Genomic DNA, 21,708 nt, shown 5'->3' with positions numbered 1-21,708 from the left:
GAAAAAGCGTGTGTGGACACCTGTTGATTTAACGCAAAATTAAGCAGTCTTGGGAGACAATACTAATAATCCCTGAGAATTCTAAATTTGGAAGTTTTCCGCCTTTTTCTTCTTTCGGCGGCGATGTCCAGGCTTACATTGATCTCGAAACCAATCAAGACGATAATTGACGTAATCCAAAGCCAAAGCATCAGAGCAATCATGGTACCGATAGAACCATAGAGTTTGTTGTAGCTGGCGAAGTTGTTGAGGTAATAGGTAAACCCGTAAAAACTAAGGTTGATTAGCAAGGCCGCAGTGATGGATCCTGTTGAAAAAAAACGCCATTTGTCATGAACTACGGGAGCAAAGCGGAAAATAAATGAAGTTGCGATCATAAAAAGCATTAACAGTACGAAAAATTTAAAAAAAAGCAGCAGATACACATATAAGGTATTGTTTACAAAATCCAATGTGGACAGCCTGTAGATCATATTGTTGCCGATCACCATAATAACCACTGCGCCGCATACACTAAGCACAAGAACCAGCACAATGGTAACGGCAATGAGTCGGGTGTGAAAAAATCCCCTGTTTTCTTTCGTTTTGTATACCGAATTAAAAGCATTCATCAACGAAATTACTCCGTTGGTGGATAGATACAATGCAAGAAAAAAACCTAAAGAAAGTAGGCTTTGCCTTGGTTTACTAATAATGTCCAAAATGGTTGGAGAAGCTTCTGCGTAGATGTTTTCCGGTAGTATGTCTTCGACAAAAAGCAGAATATTGGATGTACTTACATCATGGAAGAAAAATTGAATATACGGAATAATATTAAGCAGGAAAAGCAATAATGGAAACATGGCAATGGTAAAGCTGAAGGCCATGGCACTGGCACGCTCGAAGATTTCATCCTTCTGAAGTTGCCTGAAAAAGATCTTACCCACGTCATATACGTTTTGGTCAGGATTCCCAAAATGAATCGGTCTCAGCTTTAGGGCCTGAGCGTGCAGTTTGCGGACAAGATCTATATACAGTTTATTCAGGTTCACGAAAAACCATTTTTATTTTTGAAATAGGGGCGCAATAACTCTAGGAGATTTGACGGAGGCCTGCATGGCCGATGCGTATCTGTCTTGAGGAAGGTAAGTAGGGTTTCGCCTTCGTTGATGAGTTCCATCGCTTCATTGTAAATATAATAATGAAACTTGATTTTAACTCCAGGCATCTCCTTTATTTGCGTCCTTATCGTAAGTAATTCATCGTATTTCCCAGGTAATATGAACCGGCTTCGGTTTTCCAAGACGGGCATCATGATTCCGCTTTCTTCCATTTTACCATACGAAAAGCCTATACTTCGCATAGCTTCCACCCGGCCTACTTCATAATACATAGCATAGTTGCCGTAGTATACGTAACCCATTTGGTCCGTTTCCGCATATCGTACCCGTACCGTTGTATCCGAAGAAAACATATTAATTAAAGATTTTTGCCGAGTTGAGGGCTTGTTGATACCTACGTGCATTTATCATGTGGTCCCGAAGGTTAGTAGCAAATGCGTGGTAGCCGGAAAAGTCCTCCTTAGCGCAGAAATACAGGTAGTTGTGCTGCTGGGAGTTGAGTACTGCTTCCAAGGCGGAAATATCCGGCAGGTTTATTGGCCCAGGAGGCAATCCCGTATACTTGTAGGTATTATAGGGACTTTCAATTTCTTTATGCACGTTTAGCACTCGCTTTATTTCAAAATCACCGATGGCAAAGATAAGGGTGGGATCAGCCTGGAGGGGCATGTTGATTTTAAGTCTATTCAGGTAGACACCGGCCACTTTGGGGCGTTCGTCGGCTTTGGCGGTTTCTGCCTGAACGATGGAAGCCAGGGTGGAGACTTCTGTTGGATTCATTCCCAGCTGGGCTGCTTTTGCTTTGCGTTCATCTGTCCAAAACCGGTTGTATTCCTTGTGCATCCTGTCAAAAAGGTCTATCGCTGTTACATTCCAGTACACCTCATAGGTATTGGGAATAAATAGTGAAAGAACCGTTTGATGGTTAAATCCAAATTTGGAGGCGTGGACGCTATCCTGCAAAATCCGCAGGAAATCAGCTGATTCAATTTCTAGGTTTCGGGTAATTTTCTCGGCCAAATCCTCATCGGTGCGGACGTTGTTAAAAGTAATGTTGACCGGAGTCTGTCTGCCGGATCGAAGAAGACGGATTAATTCTCGGTTGGTCAACTTAGGCTCTATTTTATAGAGGCCGGGTTTGACAGATTCCTGATAGTCCATCACCTTGGCCACAAAACTGAAGGTAACCAAATCTTTGATAATGCCTTGCTGAATAAGGCTGTCCCTTACTTGCTCGAAATCAGCATTGCGGGGAATTTTCAGCAGCACTGGCTCCTCCGTATCTACCAGAGTATTGGCAGAAAAGAAAGCCTGATAAAAATAGAAGGAAAGCGAGGTAAACAACACGGAAAATGCGATGACGCCAATCATCAGGAACTTACTTTTCTTATCTGTTATCATTTTTTTACGATACTTCGTGGGTCTTTTTTGCGCTGAAGAAATTGTTTTCCTTTACGGTAGCCCAATATGAAGGTCAAAGGTAACATTAAAAATTCACATTGGATTTTTGAAAATTGAAGGAATTATAAATTAAAAATTTAAACTAAAGGAATCTTCAAATAGCGTAACAAAAATGTTCTTATCTTTGTTTTCGCCACTATGGGTTTAAATAAAGGGCGGATACCTAAGAAGCAACTACTTTATTCAGACGAATTACCTAAATTAAGGGAGCCTTTCTTTTTTTTTTGAAATAAATACTCTACTTTACAATCATAAATTGAGTGCTTTCAGGTTAATTTTGTTAGTGCATGACCAAAGGAAAAAAAAATGCCAGCAGAATTAATAAAGATTTACCCGGAAAACCCTGACCCTAGGCGCATCCAGAAAATTGTGGATATTCTCCGGGCCGGAGGTGTTATCATCTACCCTACAGATACCATATACGGTATGGGATGTGATATTTTCAACCAAAAGGCAATAGAAAGGGTTTGCCAGATAAAGGGAGTGAAGCCACAAAAGCACAACTTTTCCTTTATTTGTTACGACTTAAGTAATATTTCAGAGTTTACCCGAGCGTTGAGTACACCGGTGTTTAAATTGATGAAAAAGGCACTTCCAGGGCCCTTTACCTTTATTCTGGAAGCTAACAATAAAGTCCCAAAATTACTCAATAACAAAAAAAAGACGGTAGGGATAAGGGTGCCAGATCATCCTATCCCCCGGATTCTCGTGAAGGAACTGGGGCAACCTATTTTGACCACTTCCATAAGGGACGAAGATGACGTGATAGAATATAGCACGGATCCGGAGCTTATTTATGAAAAGTATAAGGATATCGTAGATGCCGTTGTTGACGGAGGATATGGCAACAATGTAGCTTCTACAGTCATTGACTGTACCGGCGAAGAAATAGAGATAGTGAGACAGGGAAAAGGAGAAATCAATGAAATCATCTGATGGGACAACGGAAGTACCGCATCAATGGTCAAGATTCAGGAAGTGGGACGATGATTGCAGATCTCTTTTATCTGCCTAACTTGGAGTTCTTTGCATTGGTCAAAGATGCAAAAAGCATCAAGATTTCGCTGGATGATCCCTATGTCAAACAGACCTATCGGAATAGGTGTGAGATATTGATGTCAAATAAGGTGGAATTACTAAGTATACCTGTATTGAAGGGACACAAAAAATCCCCATACCGTGATATTAAAATTGATTACCATCAGAAATGGCTGAATGTTCATTTGAGGGGGATGCGAAGTTCCTATGGGAAAGCTCCCTTTTTTGAGTATTTCTATCCATCCTTCGAAGAAATATTTCTCAAAAAGAAATCTTTTCTGTGGGAGCTAAACTGGGATTTACTGACAACTTGTCTGTATTTTCTCAAGCTTGATGTCAAAATGGAGGTAGTGGAAGAAATACCCTCTGACTCGGAACAAAAGGATATTAGAGGGCTATGGGATACGAAATGCCGTCATTGGGAGTGGGAATATTATACTCCCAAACCGTATATGCAGTTATTTGGCTTAGACTTTGTTCCTAATCTAAGCATTGTCGATTTGCTATTTTGTGAAGGACCCCAATCTAAAGGCAAATTGGATCTTTCAGCAAAAAAGAAATTGAACAATACGTAAAACTATTGTGTTTTACCATAAATTTGATAGTATTATAAATTGAATTGAAAAAGCTCATAAGAAAGGATATAAATGGAAGCGAAATTTTCAAATAGAGTCAAGGAAGTGATTTCCCTAAGTCGTGAAGAAGCTTTGCGATTGGGGCATGATTACATAGGCACGGAACACCTCTTACTGGGAATGATCCGTGAGGGGGAGGGTGTCGCTGTTTCCATTCTTAAGAAACTGGGTGTTCCTTTGGATGAATTGAGGAATTCTGTGGAAAGGGCCGTAAAGGGAACTGCTAATCACAACGTAAAAAATCTAGCTAACATTCCCTTGACCAGGCAATCTGAAAAGGTACTGAAAATCACTTATTTAGAAGCTAAAATTTTCAAAAGTCAACTTATTGGTACCGAACATTTGTTGCTTTCTATCCTTCGGGATGAGGACAATATAGCTACTCAAATTTTGCAGAAGTTTGACGCCACATATGATGCTGTGAAAGAAATGCTTGAATTCCAAACAGACCAAACTCCAAGATCAGGTACAGAGGCGGATGATTCCGATGACGAAGGCTCCAAATTATTCGGTTCCTCCAGCGGATCTTCCGGAAGTGCCAAAAGCGGTACGGCTGAAAAATCCAGAACTCCCGTTTTGGACAATTTCGGCAGGGATCTTACACGCATGGCCGAAGAAGACAAACTTGATCCAATCATTGGCAGAGAGAAAGAAATAGAACGTGTAGCACAGATCTTATCCAGAAGGAAGAAAAATAATCCCATCCTGATCGGTGAACCTGGCGTAGGAAAGACGGCAATAGCCGAAGGTCTTGCACTGCGAATCGTACAGAAAAAAGTATCACGTGTGCTCTTCAACAAAAGAGTCGTTACCTTGGATTTGGCGTCGCTTGTCGCTGGGACAAAATACCGTGGGCAGTTCGAAGAGCGGATGAAAGCCGTGATGAATGAACTGGAGAAATCGCCCAACGTAATATTGTTTATAGATGAACTCCATACTATCGTAGGTGCCGGAGGTGCCAGCGGATCGTTGGATGCTTCGAATATGTTTAAGCCTGCCCTGGCCCGTGGTGAAATACAATGTATCGGGGCAACTACCTTGGATGAATACCGTCAATATATAGAAAAAGACGGTGCGTTGGCAAGACGGTTTCAGATGGTGATGGTAGATGCTACCTCTCCCGAAGAAACTATCCAGATTCTGGAAAATATTAAAGACAAATACGAAGATCACCATAATGTCATATACACTCCTGAGGCGATTCAGGCATGTGTGAACTTATCTGATCGGTATATTTCGGATCGGTTCTTACCCGATAAAGCAATTGATATATTAGATGAAGCCGGCGCTAGGGTTCATATTAATAATATTCATGTTCCCGAAGATATCCTACGTTTGGAGGAAGAAGTTGAGAATATCAAGGTAGAAAAAAACCGGGTCGTTAAATCTCAAAAATATGAGGAGGCAGCCCAGTTAAGAGACCGGGAGAAGAAATTGCTCGAACAATTGGAAAATGCCAAGGCAAAGTGGGAAGAAGAAAGCAAGACCAAACGATACGTAGTAGAGGAAGATAACGTGGCCGAGGTCATCGCAATGATGACTGGCATACCCGCCAAGAGAATCGCCCAAAATGAAGGGGTAAAACTCCTGAATATGGGGACGGAGCTGAAAAATAAAGTGGTAGGGCAAGAGGATGCTATCAAGAAGCTGACAAAAGCCATACAGCGAACCAGAGTAGGGTTAAAAGATCCCAAAAAGCCAATTGGTTCTTTCGTGTTTTTGGGCCCTACAGGAGTGGGTAAAACTGAGCTCGCCAAAATGCTTGCGATATATCTTTTCGCCAAAGAAGATTCTTTGATACGGATTGACATGTCGGAATATATGGAGAAATTCAGTGTCTCCCGTTTGGTTGGAGCGCCTCCAGGCTATGTCGGATATGAAGAAGGTGGGCAGCTTACTGAAAAAGTAAGAAGAAAGCCTTATTCTGTAGTACTCCTGGATGAGATTGAAAAGGCGCATCCGGATGTATTTAATATCCTCCTACAAGTGCTTGACGACGGAATCTTGACTGACGGTCTGGGAAGAAGGGTTGACTTCAGAAACACAATCATTATCATGACCTCCAACATTGGGGTTAGAGATCTAAAGGATTTCGGTGCAGGAATTGGTTTTGCTTCCAAGGCGAAGGAGGAGAACATGGACGATGTCATGAAATCAACCATTCAAAGTGCCCTGAAAAAAGCTTTTAGTCCCGAGTTTTTGAATAGACTTGATGATGTGGTCATTTTCAATAGCTTGAGCAAGGACCATATTCACGAAATTATTGATATTAGCCTTGGAAAGTTGTTCGCAAGAATAACTGATATGGGGTATCAGATAAGACTGACGGATAAGGCTAAGGATTTCTTGTCTGAAAAAGGATATGACAAGCAATATGGTGCCAGACCGCTAAACAGAGCCATTCAAAAATATTTGGAGGATGCTATTGCGGAAGAAATCCTTAAAGGAGAGCTTTCTGAGGGAGATGTTATCTTGGCAGATTATAGTGGAGAAGGAGATGCACTCACTATAAGTGTGACCAAAAAGGAAAATGCGGATTAATTAAACTGTTCGTAATAATACAATAAACAAAAACGGCCCTTAATCAAGGGCCGTTTTTTTATTAACCAGTTTTAAGACGGACGCAAGTCAATTTCACAATTTTCTGCATGAAACTTGCTTAAGGATAAATTCGTTTCTATCGAAATTGTTCTAGAAGGGACATTCACCTTCTGAAGTGAAATAAATTTCTTTCGGAAATCATGCTTTACGACTAATACGAGTGATATATGAGATTTTATATGGATTTGTTTTTTAAGATCATTTTTGCATTTTCAATACTACCATTTTTGATTGCGGAGAAGATGCAGACAAAATTCACCATTAGACTAGACCCACAGGTGGTGGATACACTCTACTCTCAACCTCAAGCCGTATCGAGATTGGAGAATAAAGATATCGATGAGGCTAGCGGATTGGCATTTTCTTGGACCAATCCGAACATCCTATATACCCACAATGACAGCGGGGGTGATCCCGTCGTCTTCATGCTCGACACGATGGGAAAAGATAAAGGAAGGATTCTATTGGAGGGAGTATCTAATCGTGATTGGGAGGATATAGCAATAGGGCCAGGTCAAAAACCCAACGAATCCTATATTTATGTGGGTGATATCGGGGACAATGATTCCAGACATAGTGATATTCGCATCTTCCGATTTCCGGAACCAAGATCTTGGAAGGAGGAAATCTCCATAAAGCCTGAGAAAATTACCCTGAAATATCCGGATGGAGCCAGAGATGCCGAAACCCTGATGGTTGACCCGGTTTCGGGGGATTTATTTATTCTTTCAAAACGTGATTCCAGTAACACGCTTTATACTGTGGCAGCGGATAAGCTTTGGGAAAATACAGGTGTCAAAACCATGGAGAAAGTAATGAAACTCCCCATTACAATGTCAACTGCAGGGGATATCTCTAAAGATGGCAGTCAAATCATCATAAAAAATTATTGGGTTATTTACCATTGGGATAGAAAAGAAGGTGAATCGGTTCCCGAAGCATTAGCCCGAGAACCGATTTTGTTGCCTTATACCCCCGAGCCCCAAGGAGAGGCAATAACATTTTTCCCGGATGGTAAGGGTTATTTTACTTTAAGTGAAAAGCGGATGAGGGTAGAGCCAGTTCTATATAAATACACCAGGCTGAACAATCCGTATTAATGTAAGGAGGAAGTTCTAACTGGTTTAATGTTGATGGTTTCTACTTCAATATTTCTCTCCTTTGCATTCGTTTTGAAGTTTTCGATCACTTCAAGTACATCATAATCAATAATGACCGACTTGGAACCGTCAATGATTACTTTTGAATCATTTGGCAAACGGTTTAAAGCGGAAATTAATGCTCCCTTATTTAAGAAACTCACCTCTTCTGACAAGATGATATGGGCTATTTTCGGGTCGGTAGACTCCGTTTCTTTGAAGAAATAAGAATTTTTATAATTCCTCAACAGGATGAAGATGACTCCGATAATCATGCCCAAACCTATACCCTTGAGCAAGTCAAATACAATTATCCCGAAAATCGTGGCAACGAATGGCAAAAACTGGTCCCAGCCTAGCTTGTACATGGACTTGAAAAGGGAAATTTTCGCAAGTTTGTAGCCAACTAAAAGCAAAATAGCCGCCAAACTGGCAAGTGGAATCAAATTTAGAAGGCCTGGTATCAACAATACACTCGCTAATAACAAAAACCCATGAAAGATGGCTGACATTTTTGTTTTCCCGCCTGAACTGATATTGGCAGAACTCCTTACTATAACCGCTGTAACAGGCATACCACCTACTAAGCCGTTGACCATATTACCAACTCCTTGGGCGAATAATTCCCTGTTTGGTGGTGAAATACGCTTGTAAGTATCAATTTTATCAGCGGCCTCCAAACTCAGTAAAGACTCAAGGCTGGCGATCACTGCAATAGTAATGGCCACAATCCAAACGTCTGGATTCATAAAGCCATTTGGATCCAAAAACATCAACTGGTCTAAAAAATCCCCAAACCCATTAATAGCAGGTAAACTTACTTTATCCTCCATATCAATGTAGAGATTAGGGACAAAAAATTTGAAGAATTTATTAATCCCGATACTGAATAACACCGCCAAGAGAGCTCCTGGGATTACCTTTGAGATTTTGTTCTGCTGCACAAAGGGTTTTTCCCAGACAACTAATATTAATAAAGAAACGACTGCTACGATGACCGAGCCAAATTCAAACTCATTTAACATGAGTCGAAGTGAAAGAACTGCATCAAGATCATTTATAAATGGGGTAAATTCCAAAAGATTTGAGGTTTCATTGACGCCAAATGCGTAGGGAATCTGCTTAATGATTAATATAATACCAATTCCGGCCAGCATTCCCTTAATAACAGATGTTGGGAAATAGTATCCAATAATACCTGCCTTGGCCACTCCCAGACCTATTTGCATTATCCCGGCAATGAAAACAGCGGTAAGAAAAATATCATAAGCACCCAAATCTGAAATCGCATTTAGGACGATTACAGTAAGACCAGCTGCCGGACCTGATACGGAAGTATGCGAGCCCGATATAAACCCAATAACAATACCTCCAACGACTCCCGCAATTATACCTGAAAATAAAGGCGCGCCGGATGACAATGCAATCCCAAGGCAGAGAGGAAGTGCTACTAAGAAAACTACTAAGCCAGCAGGTAAGTCCGAACCTAGGTTGGCAAATAATCCTTTTTTATTTGGCATGTTTATACAATGGGTTAATTAAATATTACTGTGACTAATTGTTGAAAATATTGATGAATGAATTCCGATGGAGATTTTTAACGAAGTTGGAAATTATTTTATAATTTTCAAATCCGGTCAAATAATTTTTTGGAAACCAAGTGAATCTTAGTTTCTATTTTTGTAGCAATACATTTCTTACCTGAATTATTTGGAAAGTATAGTTAAACGTAAATCGTAACTACGGGTTTCGTTATTTCGGAAAAAAAGGTGTATTTATTTTCCCGTGTAAGTGAACGGACTGATTACCAGCAATTCCTGTTTGATCTTTTCTGAAACCTCCAAACTGTGAATAAAGGTTTTGATAGATTCTGAGGTAATGGTGCTGTTGGTTCGGGTAAGTGATTTTAAAGCTTCGTACGGTTTCGGATAGCCTTCTCTCCGTAAGATGGTCTGAATAGCTTCCGCAACAACAGCCCAGTTGTCTTCCAGGTCTTTATCTATGGCTCCCCGGTTCAACTCCAATTTCCCTATTCCCTTGTTGAGTGATTGGTATGCAATTAGCATATGTGCCAATGGAACTCCGATCACCCTCAACACCGTACTGTCTGTCAGATCCCTTTGCAGACGGCTGATGGGAAGCTTCCCGGCGAGGTATTCAAGCAAAGCATTGGCCACACCTAGATTTCCTTCCGCATTTTCAAAATCGATGGGATTCACTTTATGCGGCATGGCAGAAGAACCAATTTCCCCCTGCTTTATTTTTTGTTTGAAATAACTCATGGCGACGTATTGCCAGATGTCTTTCGAGAAATCCAATAATATGGTATTCAACCGCTTCATGGCGTCAAACTGAGCCGCTAGATGATCATAGTGCTCTATTTGTGTAGTGGGGTAGCTACGTGTGAGGCCCAAATAGTCCTGCACAAAAGTATTGGCAAATTCAGACCAATTTATCTCTGGATAGGCAATATAATGAGCATTGAGATTACCTGTGGCTCCTCCGAATTTGGCCGCATAAGGTACTTGATCAAATAAAGCAAGTTGATTTTCCAGCCGGGTGACAAAAACTTGGAATTCTTTGCCCAGTCGGGTAGGGGAGGCTGGCTGTCCATGGGTCTTGGCCAGCATGGGGATGTCTTTCCATTCCTTTACCCGCGCCTTTAAATCCTCGACTACATGAAGTAACGCAGGCAATAAAACCTCTTTCCAGCCCTCACGAATCATTAGGGGTATGGCTGTATTGTTAATATCTTGGGAGGTCAACCCGAAATGGATAAATTCCTGAAATTCACCCAGCCCTAAACCTTCAAACTTTTCCTTCAAAAAATACTCTACGGCTTTGACATCGTGGTTTGTTACTTTTTCTGTTTCCTTAATAGAAAGTGCATCCTGTGCCGAAAAATTATTCACCAACTTTCTTAACTCAGAGAAAATGCCATGATCCACCGTGGTCAATTGTGGAAGAGGCAACTCACAGAGGGCAATAAAATATTCCACCTCTACCTTGACCCGATATTTAATAAGTGCAAACTCTGAAAAATATGCCCGCAAAGAGGCGGTTTTTGAGCCATATCTGCCATCAATAGAAGAAACTGCCGTCAAATGAGAAAGATCCATTCGTGTCTGTTTAGGTGATTGAATGGCAAAATTAATCCTTTCTACTGAAAATTGACTGACCTTTCGTGTTTATTTGCCAAACGGCGCAGCAACCGTCTGCTAAAAGATAGGATAAAAAAACCCGGAACATCTAAGTTGATGTTCCGGGAGGAATTTAATAGTTGGGATAATTTCTGATAACCTGTATGCCCAGGTTGTTTGCAGATCCAGAGGTGTTGTCTCGATGTCCTCTTACAACATAGGTATATATTCTCCCTGGTTGAATAGTTGTCTCCGCAGTTGTGACTAATGTTTCGCCCGTTTCTGCGTCATTCAATTTAATTACCGCACCTCCGCTAGTAACTACCTTGTAGTCAGTAACCTCTAGAAAGGAACTGCCTTCGAAAACGGGGGTGTCCGCATTACCAATCACTAAATTCACCTCGGAGGTATTTGGGGAGAGGTGTACCAACCGGATGAGGGCTTTGCCTGCTCCTGGATCGGTAAGCTTGTCTTCTACCACAATCGGCAAAAACAAATCCTCCTCGTCAGCCAAGAATACAGAGTATGCTTGACTCGCTTTGAGGGTAATCACTGTGTCAAGTAAGCTATTCGCAGTACCCGAGTTGCTGAATGAGAAATTACGGTCCCCGGTGTAGAAATTGCCATAGTCAATGTATGTCCCGAATTTGAACGGCGTGTAATGACGGGGGTAGGAGTTGTTGTCTACCCTAATGGCTAGTTCATCGGACTGTGTTGACCCATGGTAAAAGGAAACATAGGCTATAGGCGTAATTTCATTATTCATGTCCTGATCATTTAGACAGGAGCTCAGCATTCCTAGTGCAATCAGCAGTGGCAATGCAGTTTTTAAACTGGAAACTATTTGTTTCTTTTTCTTTACTTTTGCAATCATTATTGGTTCTGATTAGTTTTCAGCACCGATACGTATAAAGTAGTCGAAATGCTACAATCCCAGACGGAAAAATGTAAATTAATTTGAGAACCTTTAATTGGTTGAATTGGTTAAGATCGGGAAAAGAATAATAATCCGGCATGGATAGGTCCATTTTCACCCTTTTCCAGTTAATTTCGTATTGCCAATTCGAGAAAGAAAAAAAATCGTCAACAGATGTTGTTTAATTTATTCAAAAAAAATTCGGAGGAAAAGGAAGCATCTTCCCAATATATAACTTTACAGGTAAGAGAAGTCGTGCGGGAAACTTCAGACGCTGTTACGCTCTATTTTGATCAACCGGAACCCCACCTTGAGTATTTACCCGGTCAGTTTCTTACCATTATTTTAATTATAAATGGAAAAGAGGAAAGAAGATCATATAGTTTGTGTACCTCCCCATTCGTTGATCCCTTTCCGGGAATTACAGTAAAAAGGCTAAAGGGGGGAGTTGTTTCCAATTACATAAATGATCTGGTTTTTCCGGGGAAGAAGATAACAGTGATGCGTCCCATGGGGAATTTTACCTGCGACTATCATTCAAAAAACAAAAGACATTACGGCATGATCGTGGCTGGAAGTGGCATTACGCCTATCTTGGGCATTACTAAATCCATCCTGATAAATGAACCGGACGCTAAAGTTAGCCTTTTGTACGGGAGCAGAAATGAGGAACAAATTATCTTTAAATCTGTATTGGAAAATTTGGGTAACCAATACCCTGGTAGGATTCAAGTTTTCCATAAACTTAGCCAACCAAGTTCTGTATGGGCTGGAACCAAGGGAAGAATAGTGGCATCCGACATTCAGAACTTTGGAAGAGACTTGTTGGCTGATTCTGACCATGAAAGCAGGTTTTTTCTATGCAGTCCTCAAGAAATGATGGAAGCTGGCAAAATCTCGCTGGCTGAAATGGGCGTATCAAAAGATCAGATATTCACTGAGAATTTTTTCATTGAGGCAAAAGATAAAAGTGGAAATGAGGAAGAGGGAGTTCAACAAATCACCCAAGAAGTAACGATCACCCTAGAAGGCCAATCGTACACCTTCGATGTTACTCCGGACAAGACTATACTGGAAGCAGGTCTGGATATGGATATCGACATGCCCTATTCCTGCCAAAGCGGTTTGTGCACTGCCTGCAGGGGTAGATTGCTTTCTGGAAAAGTAACCATGGATGAGGATGCCGGACTAAGCGAAAATGAAATCGAAGCGGGATATATTCTCTGTTGCTCCTCCAAGCCCAAGAGCGGGGAAATAAAAATCAATATTGAGTAGATGCTATCCCCTAAGACTGGATTGGATGAGCTAAAAAGAAAATATAGGGTTTTGGAGCGGAATGTTTTGCTGCTGATAGTGATACCATTGCCTTTTTTTTCTTATGCGTATCTCTATACCACCGGAAAATCCAGGTCCCTATCAATTCCGGATCTGCCGGATTTACTCAATTATCTGTTGTTGACTCTAGCCTTCGGTGGATTGTTGGTGCAACAAATCCGGTTCAATCAGGGGTTAAAATCTACCCACAGGAATTCGTTGACTTTTGATGAAAGGTTTTTGATCTATGCTCGGATCACTGTTGACCGGTATTGGATTCTTCTCGTGGTCGGAATACTTTGTTCGACTGGATTGCTTTTATTTGAAAATCCAGGTTTTACCATAGCTTATGCTTCTTGTCTTATTGTTGTCTCTTTAGGCAAGCCCACTCCAGATCGAATTGTTAGCGGTCTTCGCTTAAAAAATGAGGAAAAAGACAAGGTATATGAAATCAGCAGAAGGGAAGATCTCTGATTTCATATACCCACTTGTTGGGAAAACTACATATTTCGAATCTGCAGAGAGCCGGAGCTTATTGATCCCCTAATGGTATGTTCGGACCCGTTTTCAATAGTTAATGTTTTTGAATTAGAGACGGATCCTACCCGAAGAGATCCACTTCCCGCCTTTAAATTATAATTGAACTGATCCAGCTGGGAAACGGTCTGAATATCTATACTTCCGGAAGACCCCTCGAGTGAGGTGCTGCCGCCTAATCCGCACTGAACCGCCCGAATATTGCCGGAAGAAACAGTTATTTTCCCCAATTCCCCCACATTTTCCAACCGTAGATTACCGGAAGAAAGTTTGGCATTAACCAGTCCTTCGATATCTGTTATTTTCAGTGAGCCACTATTTGCGTTGATGTCTGCATTGCCTCTAACTCGGCTGATCTCTGCCAACCCGGAAGTAATGGAGCAGATAAGGTCTCCTTCAATGTCCCGAGCATCTATCCTTCCAGAATTTGCCTTTAGGAAAAGATTCCCTTTGACTTGCTTGGCGTCGATTTTACCGGAACTGACGGACAGATTGGTTTCCTCGGCATTGACCTGACTTACTCCGACCAGCCCTGAAGTGTTTCGAATGGAAATCTGTAGGTCTTCGGGGCCTTCGAGGTGAATGAATCGTTTCTCCCGAATAATCGGTTCTTTGTTTTGATTCTTGTAGGATACTTTTAAAGTGTTGCCCACCGTGACCATGAAGAAAGAACGGCCTGCATCTTCATTTTTTCCGAATAGAGCACTTAGTTTGATATCACTCTCTCCGGGAATGCCGGTATATATGACATCGACGCCTGCGATTTCCATTTCGAGTATATCAATACCAGAAAAGGTTTTTTCGATGACTTCCTGACCTAAAGATAGATGAGTTATTAGGAGAAAGAGAAAAATGGACAAAGGAAAACGGAAGTAGTGTGTATTTTTCATGTCAGTTGAATTTACAGGTTGGGTGCATTTAGAAAACAAGTCCGAAGGAAATAGGACTCACAGAAGGTTGCACATCCTTGTGAAACAGGGGATTGAAGTCATAGGTGGTGAAAAAGGTAACGCTTCTAAACCCTACCTCCCCTCTTAATCCATACCTGAAATTACTCAAATAGGCGCCAGCCGGTTCCTTTTCCTTTTTTCTTGGGGAACCGCCAAGTTCACGGTATACAAACTTACTTCTCCCCCCAAGCCGATACCCGGCATAGGGTCCGATTCCAACCCGGAGGCCTTCTCTACCTTTTCCGTTCTTTTTACCAAAATCATATTTCAACATAGTTAATGCCGTCATATAGGAGGCTGATACCTTGCTTTTGAATCCTTCTACATCAGTTCGATTTACAAAGTCGACCCCGCTTTCACTCCGCTGTGCCTGAATTCTTGCATTTTCAAATTTGAAGTTGTACCACTGAACCCCTAAACCGAAATCCCAATACAGCCCCTCATTTAACTTTTGACTCGCCATCCAGTTTAGTCCGACATTCCAACTTCCCCATCCTTTGACCGCATAGGATGCCCCGGGGCCAGGAATTCCTCCGTCTTCAAAGTAATTGTTTATTCCCAAGTCAGCATTGAAAAACGTTCGGAAGGAAGGATCCTTTTTCTCCTTTGGACTGGATTCCATTTTGACTTTGGTTTTTGATCCCGATTCGTCAACGATTAGTCGGTACCTTCCGAAGCTAACTTCCGTTTCCGTTCCGTCTTCATAGATGCGAAAGATTTCCCTTTTCCCATCTTTGTATTTGACCTCCACGACAGTTTGCACCCCGTCCTTCTCGGGAGAAGGCAAATCCAATTCCTGAATAATCTGGTTGATATTCATTTGCTTCAACCGTTCAAAATCTTCCGGATTGTCTATAACTACTACCAGTTTTCCGGATCTCCCAAATTCAACAATGATGCTGTCATTTTTGACGAGGTTATCTTGCTGATCCTGCCTTCCAAACACCTGTTGGATAAATATCATAAGTAACACGGCAATTAAGTACCTTTTCATATAGATTTTTTTGTAATTTATTTTTCTTTTTTACTGGCCATAACATGGACAAACAAGTCATTTTTGGCATCTTGCAAATCCCCAAATCCCTTGTCAACTTTTGTGAAGAATCCGCCGATTTTTTCCAATTTGTTTTCAATCCCGTCTACAAGCTGCCCTTTGTCAGGAGCGATGGCATATCCTCGCGATACGATCTTGACCGTGTAGGCGATTTCTTTTTCCTGGGGGGCGATTTCGGTGATTATTTCATCAATATCTAGCGGCATGGTAGCCAAATCAAAGGCCAAAGTCTCAGTCCACACCACTTCCCGTTGGTCGGCGGGAGGAAGGGATTCTACCAATCTCTCTGATGGATCAGAAGGTAGAGTGGCTACCTGTTCGCTAGGCTTGTAGGCAGGCGCAGGTTTAGAAGGCGCAGGTTTTATTAGAGCTGGCTGAAAAAGGGGTGGGGCCTCGGAGGCTTTTTCCACTGTCACCGTATCCATAGGAGCAGGGGCTGTGGGCTGTATCTGAGCTATTTCAGTAATCAATTCTTTCCCCAATTCAGAAGGGGTTTGGTTCCAGTATTGGTAGCCGATACCTATACCCAAGAGCAATAGAAATCCTGCTGCATATTGCCCCCAGATTAGCCAAAGTGGCTTTTTATTTTCTGCCAACTGCTGCTCCAATTTGAACCATGCTCTCGGAGAAGGCTTTATTTCATGGTTGCTGAGTTTTTCCCGAAACAACGTATCTAGGTGTTTATCATCCATGGTTTTTGGTTTCTTTTAATTGGTAAGATTCCTTTGAAAGGCGGTTTTTCAAAGCCGCTCGCGCCCTGCTGAGTTGGGATTTTGACGTGCTTTCGGAGATCCCAAGCATGTCTTGAATCTCCCTGTGGGAGTATCCTTCAATTACATAAAGATTGAATACCGTACGAAAGCCAACCGGAAGTTCAGCAATTAGCTGAAATAAGTCCTGACAATTGAGGTCATGATCGGTAACTCCCATAGCTGGTGAATTTTCCTGTCCATCCAGATTGATTTCCATTAGCAGGTTTTTGTTGTCCCGTAGATAAAGCAGGGATTGAGTCACCATAATTTTCCGCATCCATCCTTCGAAATTTCCTTTTCCTTCATATTGCGGAAGCTTTTCAAATATTTTCATAAATCCCTCTATCATCACGTCCTCAGCCACCATGCTGTTTTTCACATACCGAATACATAGGGAGTGGAATTTTCCCGCATTGGCTTCGTAAAGTTCGCGTTGAGCCTTCCTATCCCCTCTGAGGCATCTCTTCACGATATCCGGTTCTTTGGTAAAGGTTTTGCTCAAAAACATGATGATGGTGTTTCAATAGTATAGATACAACTCCTCTCCCAAAGGTTGCACGTGACTGGAAAAAAAAATGATATTTCTACAAGTTCGACTGCTTTGGAGAAGTAATTGATAAATTATGGTTTTTAATTGCCTAATATACAGCTTTATAATTGATGATAATATCAAACCTGCTCCATTCTCCAGCTTTTACTTCCACCGGATTGATGTGGTTTTCGCTGTCAAAAATATTGGCGAAAAATCCATCCTGCTCCACGGTGAACAGCGAATATTTTCCAATTGGCAGTTCAATACGGAAGGATCCATCCGGATCCGTCTCAAAACTGGCAATTTCTGGAGTTTGGATGGTGCCTATAAGGTAATCTCCGATTGATAATTGATCGATATGGGTAAGAGAGTGAATTTTTACCGTGCGCTGGACACCTTGCCTTGGGTTCTGTTCGGTAGGACCGGAGCCATCTTCTGTAGCTTGGGGCATCAGATTCCCTTCTACCCAAAACAGCTGCCCGTGGATCCCTTGGGTTTTTTCTTTGGGTGATTTACAGCCTACAGCCAATCCTAAACACAGCAGAACAAAAAGATATTGGATCAATTTCATGGCGTAAATAGGAGAGAATTAATACTTCAAATTCCTGAGAACAGTTCAAATGACTCCAGGTAATTGGGCTGAATGGTATTCCAGTCCAATTTTTCTTTCAAGAGTTGTGCCAGCGTTTCGGTGGCTTTTTCTTCCCCATGTACCAAAAAGGTACGTTTTGGGCGGCTAATAAATCCCTCACACCATTCGAGAAGCTCAGCTTGGTCGGCATGGGCGGAAAGCCCATCAATAAAATGGATGTCCGCTTTTATTTGAACATCTATCCCATAAATTCGGCAATTGGTATCACCGTCAAGGATTTTTCTACCCCGTGTCCCTTCTGCTTGATATCCTACGAATATGATGCTGTCGTTTTCGTTAGGCAGTCTGTTATACAAATGATGGAGAATTCTCCCGCCAGTAGCCATTCCGCTGGCGGAAATGATGATCGCATCCCCCTTAATAGTATTTAGCGTCATGGACGCTTCTTGGGTCCTATAGTAATGAAGCTTGGGATGAAGAAAAGGATTTGCTCCCTCTTCGTGAAGGAAAGGTCCCAAATGGTGATAATGACCATATTTCTTGTAAAGTTTTGTTACATCTATAGCCATGGGACTGTCCACATAAATGGGGATTTCAGGAATGGCTCCCAATTTTTGCAACCTATGGAGGTAAAACAGAATCATCTGGGTTCTGCCTACGGCAAACGAAGGAATGACAGAGATACCACCGTTCATATAGGTATCTTTGATGGCCTTGGCAAGTTGGCTCTGAATCGTCGAGGAGGCGTTGATTCTGTTCCCATAGGTGGATTCCAAAAATAGGACGTCACAGAACGGAATTTCTGTTGGAGGATAAAGGATAGGATCATGAAACCTGCCCAAATCACCGGAAAAGACGATTATCTTTTCCTGATTTTCTCCCTGAATCTTGATCTTCAAAATGGCCGCCCCCAAGATATGACCGGCATTATATGCAGTTACTTTGAGGCAACCGGCAAGAACATGCTCCTCTCCAAATTCCAACGGTTGAAGCAGGGGAAAGACGCGTTCCGCATCTTGAATTGTGAAAAGGGGTGCCGGTTTTTCATGTTTGGAATACCCTTTTTTTAGAGCGTACCTGGCTTCTTCTTCCTGTAGCTTACCCGCATCGAGTAGAAGAATTTCAACCAACTCCAACGTGGGGGATGTCCCATAGATTGGCCCTGAAAAACCTTCTTTCACCAATTTCGGCAAATATCCGGTATGATCGATATGGGCATGCGTCAAAAAGACCATATCGATTTCGGCGGGATCTATGGGGAAGGATTCCCAGTTACGCAGCCGATACTCCTTTAGTCCCTGAAACAATCCACAGTCTACAAGTATTTTCAGATCATCTACTTCCAATAAAAATCTCGAGCCAGTTACCGTGCCTGCGGCCCCCAAAAACTTTACCTTTACATTCATGCTTTAATATTTTTCAATCAAATATACTGAATTACCTATACAGTTAGGCCCTTATTTTACCATGAAGTAACTGTCTTTAAATTTGAGCATAGTCAAACTGTCGCGTTCCGTGTGCTCTTGGTCGCTGGTACAGGTAAGGCAAAGCAATCCCTCTTCATGAAAAACCCAATGGTTTCTTCCGTTGACATCCCTATTCTTGTACCCTCCCGCACTGATGGTACTTCGAAGGATGGGAAGAAGTGACCTTTCCATTACGAAGGGGGTTTCATAGGGCAGGAGTAAGGTCTGACGCAGGTATTGTCCCCTGTACTTAGCGAGGTTTGGAAAGTCCAAGTGCCTTTGAAATGATAGGATGCTGTCTGTTAGAGAATAGTCGTAACCGACCTCAGAGGCATTTTTCAACGCTTCTTCTCTATTTCTGCCGTTGGAGGTGAAGGTCTGCTCCAAAAGGCCCACTTCCCCATCATATCCTTTGAGGATTAGAGTGACTCCACCAAATTCCGTACTCTTATCGGAACCCGTGGTAGCTAAGACTAGGGTTTGGGGAGGCAGAGGTATGGTTTTATCCAGCTCTAAGCTGGCTTGTTCCCTAAACTGATTGACCACTTTGGGGATTTGAAAGGCACAGATCAAAATACTCAGGATCCAGATTCCGAAAGCAATGAACCCTAGGGGCGCATCAATTATGCTTCTCTTGATAAGTACGCTTATGCCCAAAAGGGTGATGACGATTCCTGGTATCAATACCAAAACCGATGCCGCAATGGCTAACCAAACTGGGACTAGTTCTGATACAGCTTCAATAGGGAAGCCTTCGAAGAAATACCCCCAATCATTGTTGGTGAGCAGTTCGGTGTAAATTCCTAAAAAGAGAAGGGGAAGAATGATCACCGTGGTACCTAAGAAGAAAATGATCAGACCAAAAACGACCCGGACAAATTCCAGCAAAAACCTCCCAAAGGGGCCGAGAGCTTTCCCTATTCCGTTGATGATTTCACCCATTATTCGGAATGGGGCCATCAACAATTTTCTACCGGCAGACTCCTTGGCGGTATTTTCGGGGTTTAGATTTTCCTGAATAGTCTGTTCAATGTTGGTAAGGGTAATGGCACCACCTTTCATTTCAATTCTTTCTGTGATGGATTTTGCCATGGGAGTTATTATCCAGAGGATAAGGTACAGCACAAATCCTGATCCTCCCGCAAATATCAATCCCACAAACGCCAATCTTACCCACAGCACATCTATGTTGAAATAAGCAGCAAGACCGCTGGCAATGCCCCCCAGCACTCTATCATCGGGGTTTCTATAGAGTTTCTTGATGTTTTTGTCCTCCGGTTTTTCGTATGAAGGAGGAAGTATGACCCAAAGCAAGACATAGGCGATTACCGTCCAAAGGCCAAAGGATATCCGGAGGTTAAGGTTATCTGAGAAAAAGCTCAATGGCAACTTGGTAATGCTTATTTGCCCACTGAAAAGAAGTAATATGGTGATGAGTCGGGTCCAAAGTGGGTCTATGGAGAAATAATTCGCAAACCCTGCACATACCCCTCCCAGAATCTTACTGTTTGGCAGCCGAGTAAGCTTCCTGTAGGCTCTACCGGATTGTTGGTCTGTAGGGGTGATGTATTTGTAGAAATCATTCTCCTCTTTCTGGGATTCCACATCAGGTTTTAGATCGTTTTCCACTGCTTCAAAGTCAGCAATGGTCCCCATCTTTTCAATCAGGTTACTGACATTTTCTGCCGTGATGACCTGTTTGTTGTTTTTTAAGTTGCTGAGAAATATCTCAGCGATTCGGTTTTCTATATCGGTGATGATCTCGTGGTTGTCTTCATAATGAGAGAAATGCTCATTGATGGCATCCAGGTATTTTTTGAGTGTCGTATACCCATCTTCTTCGATATGGAATAGAATGCCGCTGATATTGATACTGATTGTCTTTTTCATGGAAATATGGCTTTAATAATTGGGCATCTTAACTTAATGGTGATACTCCAGCAGGAGGTCCTGAGGTGGAAGTTTTTGAAAGAATGGAATTTACCGAATGGTCCAGCGTATGCCAGGTGCTGGACAGTTCCTGAAGGAATTCTATTCCATGCTCCGTGATGGCATAATATTTCCTAGGCGGCCCGGCATCAGATTCTACCCAGCGGTAGCGAACCAGTCCGGCTTGCTTCAGCCGATTGAGCAATGGATAGAGTGTGCCTTCTACAATAATCAGATTGGCTTCCTTAAGCTCCTCCATCATATCGCTGGCATAGACCTCCTCCCTGGATATTATATGTAAAATACAGCATTCGAGTATTCCTTTTCGCATCTGTATCTTTGTGTTTGAAGCTTTCATAGGTCCTTTGATTTCATATGTAGGTGATTGCATTGTAATTGGGTGTATGAGCATTTGCGTATTTACAATTCATTCATAGAGAAAAATTGTACCAAGTTTATAATGGGTACTTGGTAATGCATAGATAAAGGTAATACCAAATACCTTTTTTACACCGTCCCCACGTTAAATAGCCTCTAGAACCGTTTAAACGC

Annotated in this window: 20 protein-coding genes; 6 read left to right on the top strand and 14 right to left on the bottom strand. The window is 42.0% G+C overall.

From position 1 onward, the window contains the following. Nucleotides 1-62: 62 nt before the first annotated feature. Genes FQ608_RS17640 through mltG form a run of 3 tightly spaced genes read right to left on the bottom strand, consistent with a single transcriptional unit; the run spans nucleotide 63 to nucleotide 2,501 of the window. On the bottom strand, nucleotides 63-1,031 hold the full coding sequence (locus tag FQ608_RS17640; RefSeq protein ID WP_394351666.1) for a YihY/virulence factor BrkB family protein: 969 nt from the start codon (nucleotides 1,029-1,031) through the stop codon (nucleotides 63-65). Further along, the gene (locus tag FQ608_RS17635; RefSeq protein ID WP_158859750.1) at nucleotides 1,028-1,453 is read right to left on the bottom strand and encodes an acyl-CoA thioesterase; all 426 of its coding nucleotides are present in this window, start codon (nucleotides 1,451-1,453) and stop codon (nucleotides 1,028-1,030) included. Before FQ608_RS17635 ends, FQ608_RS17640 begins: the two co-directional genes overlap by 4 nt. A gap of 1 nt (nucleotide 1,454) precedes the next feature. Beyond that, nucleotides 1,455-2,501 (bottom strand): endolytic transglycosylase MltG, encoded by a 1,047-nt coding sequence (gene mltG / locus FQ608_RS17630; protein WP_158859748.1) that lies wholly within the window; start codon nucleotides 2,499-2,501, stop codon nucleotides 1,455-1,457. Between the two features lie 366 nt (nucleotides 2,502-2,867). On the opposite strand from mltG, the gene FQ608_RS17625 reads away from it, so the two are divergent. The 4 genes from FQ608_RS17625 to FQ608_RS17610 all read left to right on the top strand — a co-directional run bounded on the left by FQ608_RS17625 (nucleotide 2,868) and on the right by FQ608_RS17610 (nucleotide 7,935). Then, nucleotides 2,868-3,497 carry an L-threonylcarbamoyladenylate synthase gene (locus FQ608_RS17625; RefSeq protein ID WP_158859733.1) on the top strand — a complete coding sequence of 210 codons (630 nt, stop codon included), beginning with the start codon at nucleotides 2,868-2,870 and terminating at the stop codon, nucleotides 3,495-3,497. Continuing rightward, entirely contained in the window at nucleotides 3,497-4,174 is a 678-nt protein-coding gene (locus FQ608_RS17620; protein WP_234364253.1) for a WbqC family protein, read from the top strand. Before FQ608_RS17625 ends, FQ608_RS17620 begins: the two co-directional genes overlap by 1 nt. A gap of 72 nt (nucleotides 4,175-4,246) precedes the next feature. Continuing rightward, nucleotides 4,247-6,775, top strand: coding sequence for an ATP-dependent Clp protease ATP-binding subunit (locus tag FQ608_RS17615; protein ID WP_158859728.1), 2,529 nt, complete (start codon nucleotides 4,247-4,249; stop codon nucleotides 6,773-6,775). 227 nt (nucleotides 6,776-7,002) lie between these two features. Further along, nucleotides 7,003-7,935 (top strand): hypothetical protein, encoded by a 933-nt coding sequence (locus FQ608_RS17610; RefSeq protein ID WP_158859726.1) that lies wholly within the window; start codon nucleotides 7,003-7,005, stop codon nucleotides 7,933-7,935. Here the strand turns inward: FQ608_RS17610 and FQ608_RS17605 are convergent. The 3 genes from FQ608_RS17605 to FQ608_RS17595 form a co-directional block, all read right to left on the bottom strand. Continuing rightward, nucleotides 7,932-9,494 (bottom strand): SulP family inorganic anion transporter, encoded by a 1,563-nt coding sequence (locus FQ608_RS17605; protein ID WP_158859724.1) that lies wholly within the window; start codon nucleotides 9,492-9,494, stop codon nucleotides 7,932-7,934. The two genes, FQ608_RS17610 and FQ608_RS17605, sit on opposite strands and share 4 nt — an antisense overlap. 255 nt (nucleotides 9,495-9,749) lie before the next feature. Further along, nucleotides 9,750-11,093, bottom strand: a complete 1,344-nt coding sequence (purB, locus tag FQ608_RS17600; RefSeq protein WP_158859722.1) for an adenylosuccinate lyase — start codon at nucleotides 11,091-11,093, stop codon at nucleotides 9,750-9,752. Between the two features lie 154 nt (nucleotides 11,094-11,247). Then, complete coding sequence (locus FQ608_RS17595) at nucleotides 11,248-11,988, bottom strand: DUF4397 domain-containing protein (RefSeq protein ID WP_158859720.1); 741 nt, start codon at nucleotides 11,986-11,988, stop codon at nucleotides 11,248-11,250. Nucleotides 11,989-12,204: 216 nt separating this feature from the next. Between FQ608_RS17595 and FQ608_RS17590 the strand changes: the two genes are divergently transcribed. Then, nucleotides 12,205-13,305: a ferredoxin--NADP reductase gene (locus FQ608_RS17590; protein WP_199856404.1), complete on the top strand. Its 1,101-nt coding sequence runs from the start codon at nucleotides 12,205-12,207 to the stop codon at nucleotides 13,303-13,305. Further along, on the top strand, nucleotides 13,306-13,818 hold the full coding sequence (locus FQ608_RS17585) for a hypothetical protein (protein ID WP_158859718.1): 513 nt from the start codon (nucleotides 13,306-13,308) through the stop codon (nucleotides 13,816-13,818). It begins immediately after the preceding gene. Nucleotides 13,819-13,844: 26 nt separating this feature from the next. Here FQ608_RS17585 and FQ608_RS17580 read toward each other — a convergent pair whose 3' ends face one another. The 8 genes from FQ608_RS17580 to FQ608_RS17545 form a co-directional block, all read right to left on the bottom strand. Beyond that, entirely contained in the window at nucleotides 13,845-14,771 is a 927-nt protein-coding gene (locus tag FQ608_RS17580; RefSeq protein WP_158859716.1) for a DUF4097 family beta strand repeat-containing protein, read from the bottom strand. Between the two features lie 28 nt (nucleotides 14,772-14,799). Next, nucleotides 14,800-15,825, bottom strand: coding sequence for a hypothetical protein (locus tag FQ608_RS17575; protein WP_199856403.1), 1,026 nt, complete (start codon nucleotides 15,823-15,825; stop codon nucleotides 14,800-14,802). Nucleotides 15,826-15,842: 17 nt separating this feature from the next. After that, on the bottom strand, nucleotides 15,843-16,577 hold the full coding sequence (locus FQ608_RS17570; RefSeq protein WP_158859714.1) for a hypothetical protein: 735 nt from the start codon (nucleotides 16,575-16,577) through the stop codon (nucleotides 15,843-15,845). Next, nucleotides 16,570-17,145 carry an RNA polymerase sigma factor gene (locus FQ608_RS17565; RefSeq protein ID WP_158859712.1) on the bottom strand — a complete coding sequence of 192 codons (576 nt, stop codon included), beginning with the start codon at nucleotides 17,143-17,145 and terminating at the stop codon, nucleotides 16,570-16,572. The genes FQ608_RS17570 and FQ608_RS17565 overlap by 8 nt, the downstream gene beginning before the upstream one ends. Nucleotides 17,146-17,275: 130 nt before the next feature. Next, on the bottom strand, nucleotides 17,276-17,740 hold the full coding sequence (locus tag FQ608_RS17560; protein ID WP_158859710.1) for a carboxypeptidase-like regulatory domain-containing protein: 465 nt from the start codon (nucleotides 17,738-17,740) through the stop codon (nucleotides 17,276-17,278). A 26-nt stretch (nucleotides 17,741-17,766) separates the two neighbouring features. Further along, nucleotides 17,767-19,167 carry an MBL fold metallo-hydrolase RNA specificity domain-containing protein gene (locus FQ608_RS17555; RefSeq protein WP_158859708.1) on the bottom strand — a complete coding sequence of 467 codons (1,401 nt, stop codon included), beginning with the start codon at nucleotides 19,165-19,167 and terminating at the stop codon, nucleotides 17,767-17,769. 51 nt (nucleotides 19,168-19,218) lie between these two features. Then, nucleotides 19,219-21,117, bottom strand: a complete 1,899-nt coding sequence (locus tag FQ608_RS17550; RefSeq protein ID WP_158859706.1) for a PspC domain-containing protein — start codon at nucleotides 21,115-21,117, stop codon at nucleotides 19,219-19,221. A 28-nt stretch (nucleotides 21,118-21,145) separates the two neighbouring features. Beyond that, nucleotides 21,146-21,514, bottom strand: coding sequence for a PadR family transcriptional regulator (locus tag FQ608_RS17545; protein WP_158859704.1), 369 nt, complete (start codon nucleotides 21,512-21,514; stop codon nucleotides 21,146-21,148). Nucleotides 21,515-21,708: the final 194 nt, after the last annotated feature.

Origin of the sequence: Lunatibacter salilacus (assembly GCF_009797935.1) — a bacterium.
Taxonomy (GTDB): domain Bacteria; phylum Bacteroidota; class Bacteroidia; order Cytophagales; family Cyclobacteriaceae; genus Lunatibacter; species Lunatibacter salilacus.
The sequence above is the reverse complement of the archived record's forward strand: the minus strand, read 5'-3'. Positions and strand labels throughout refer to the sequence as shown.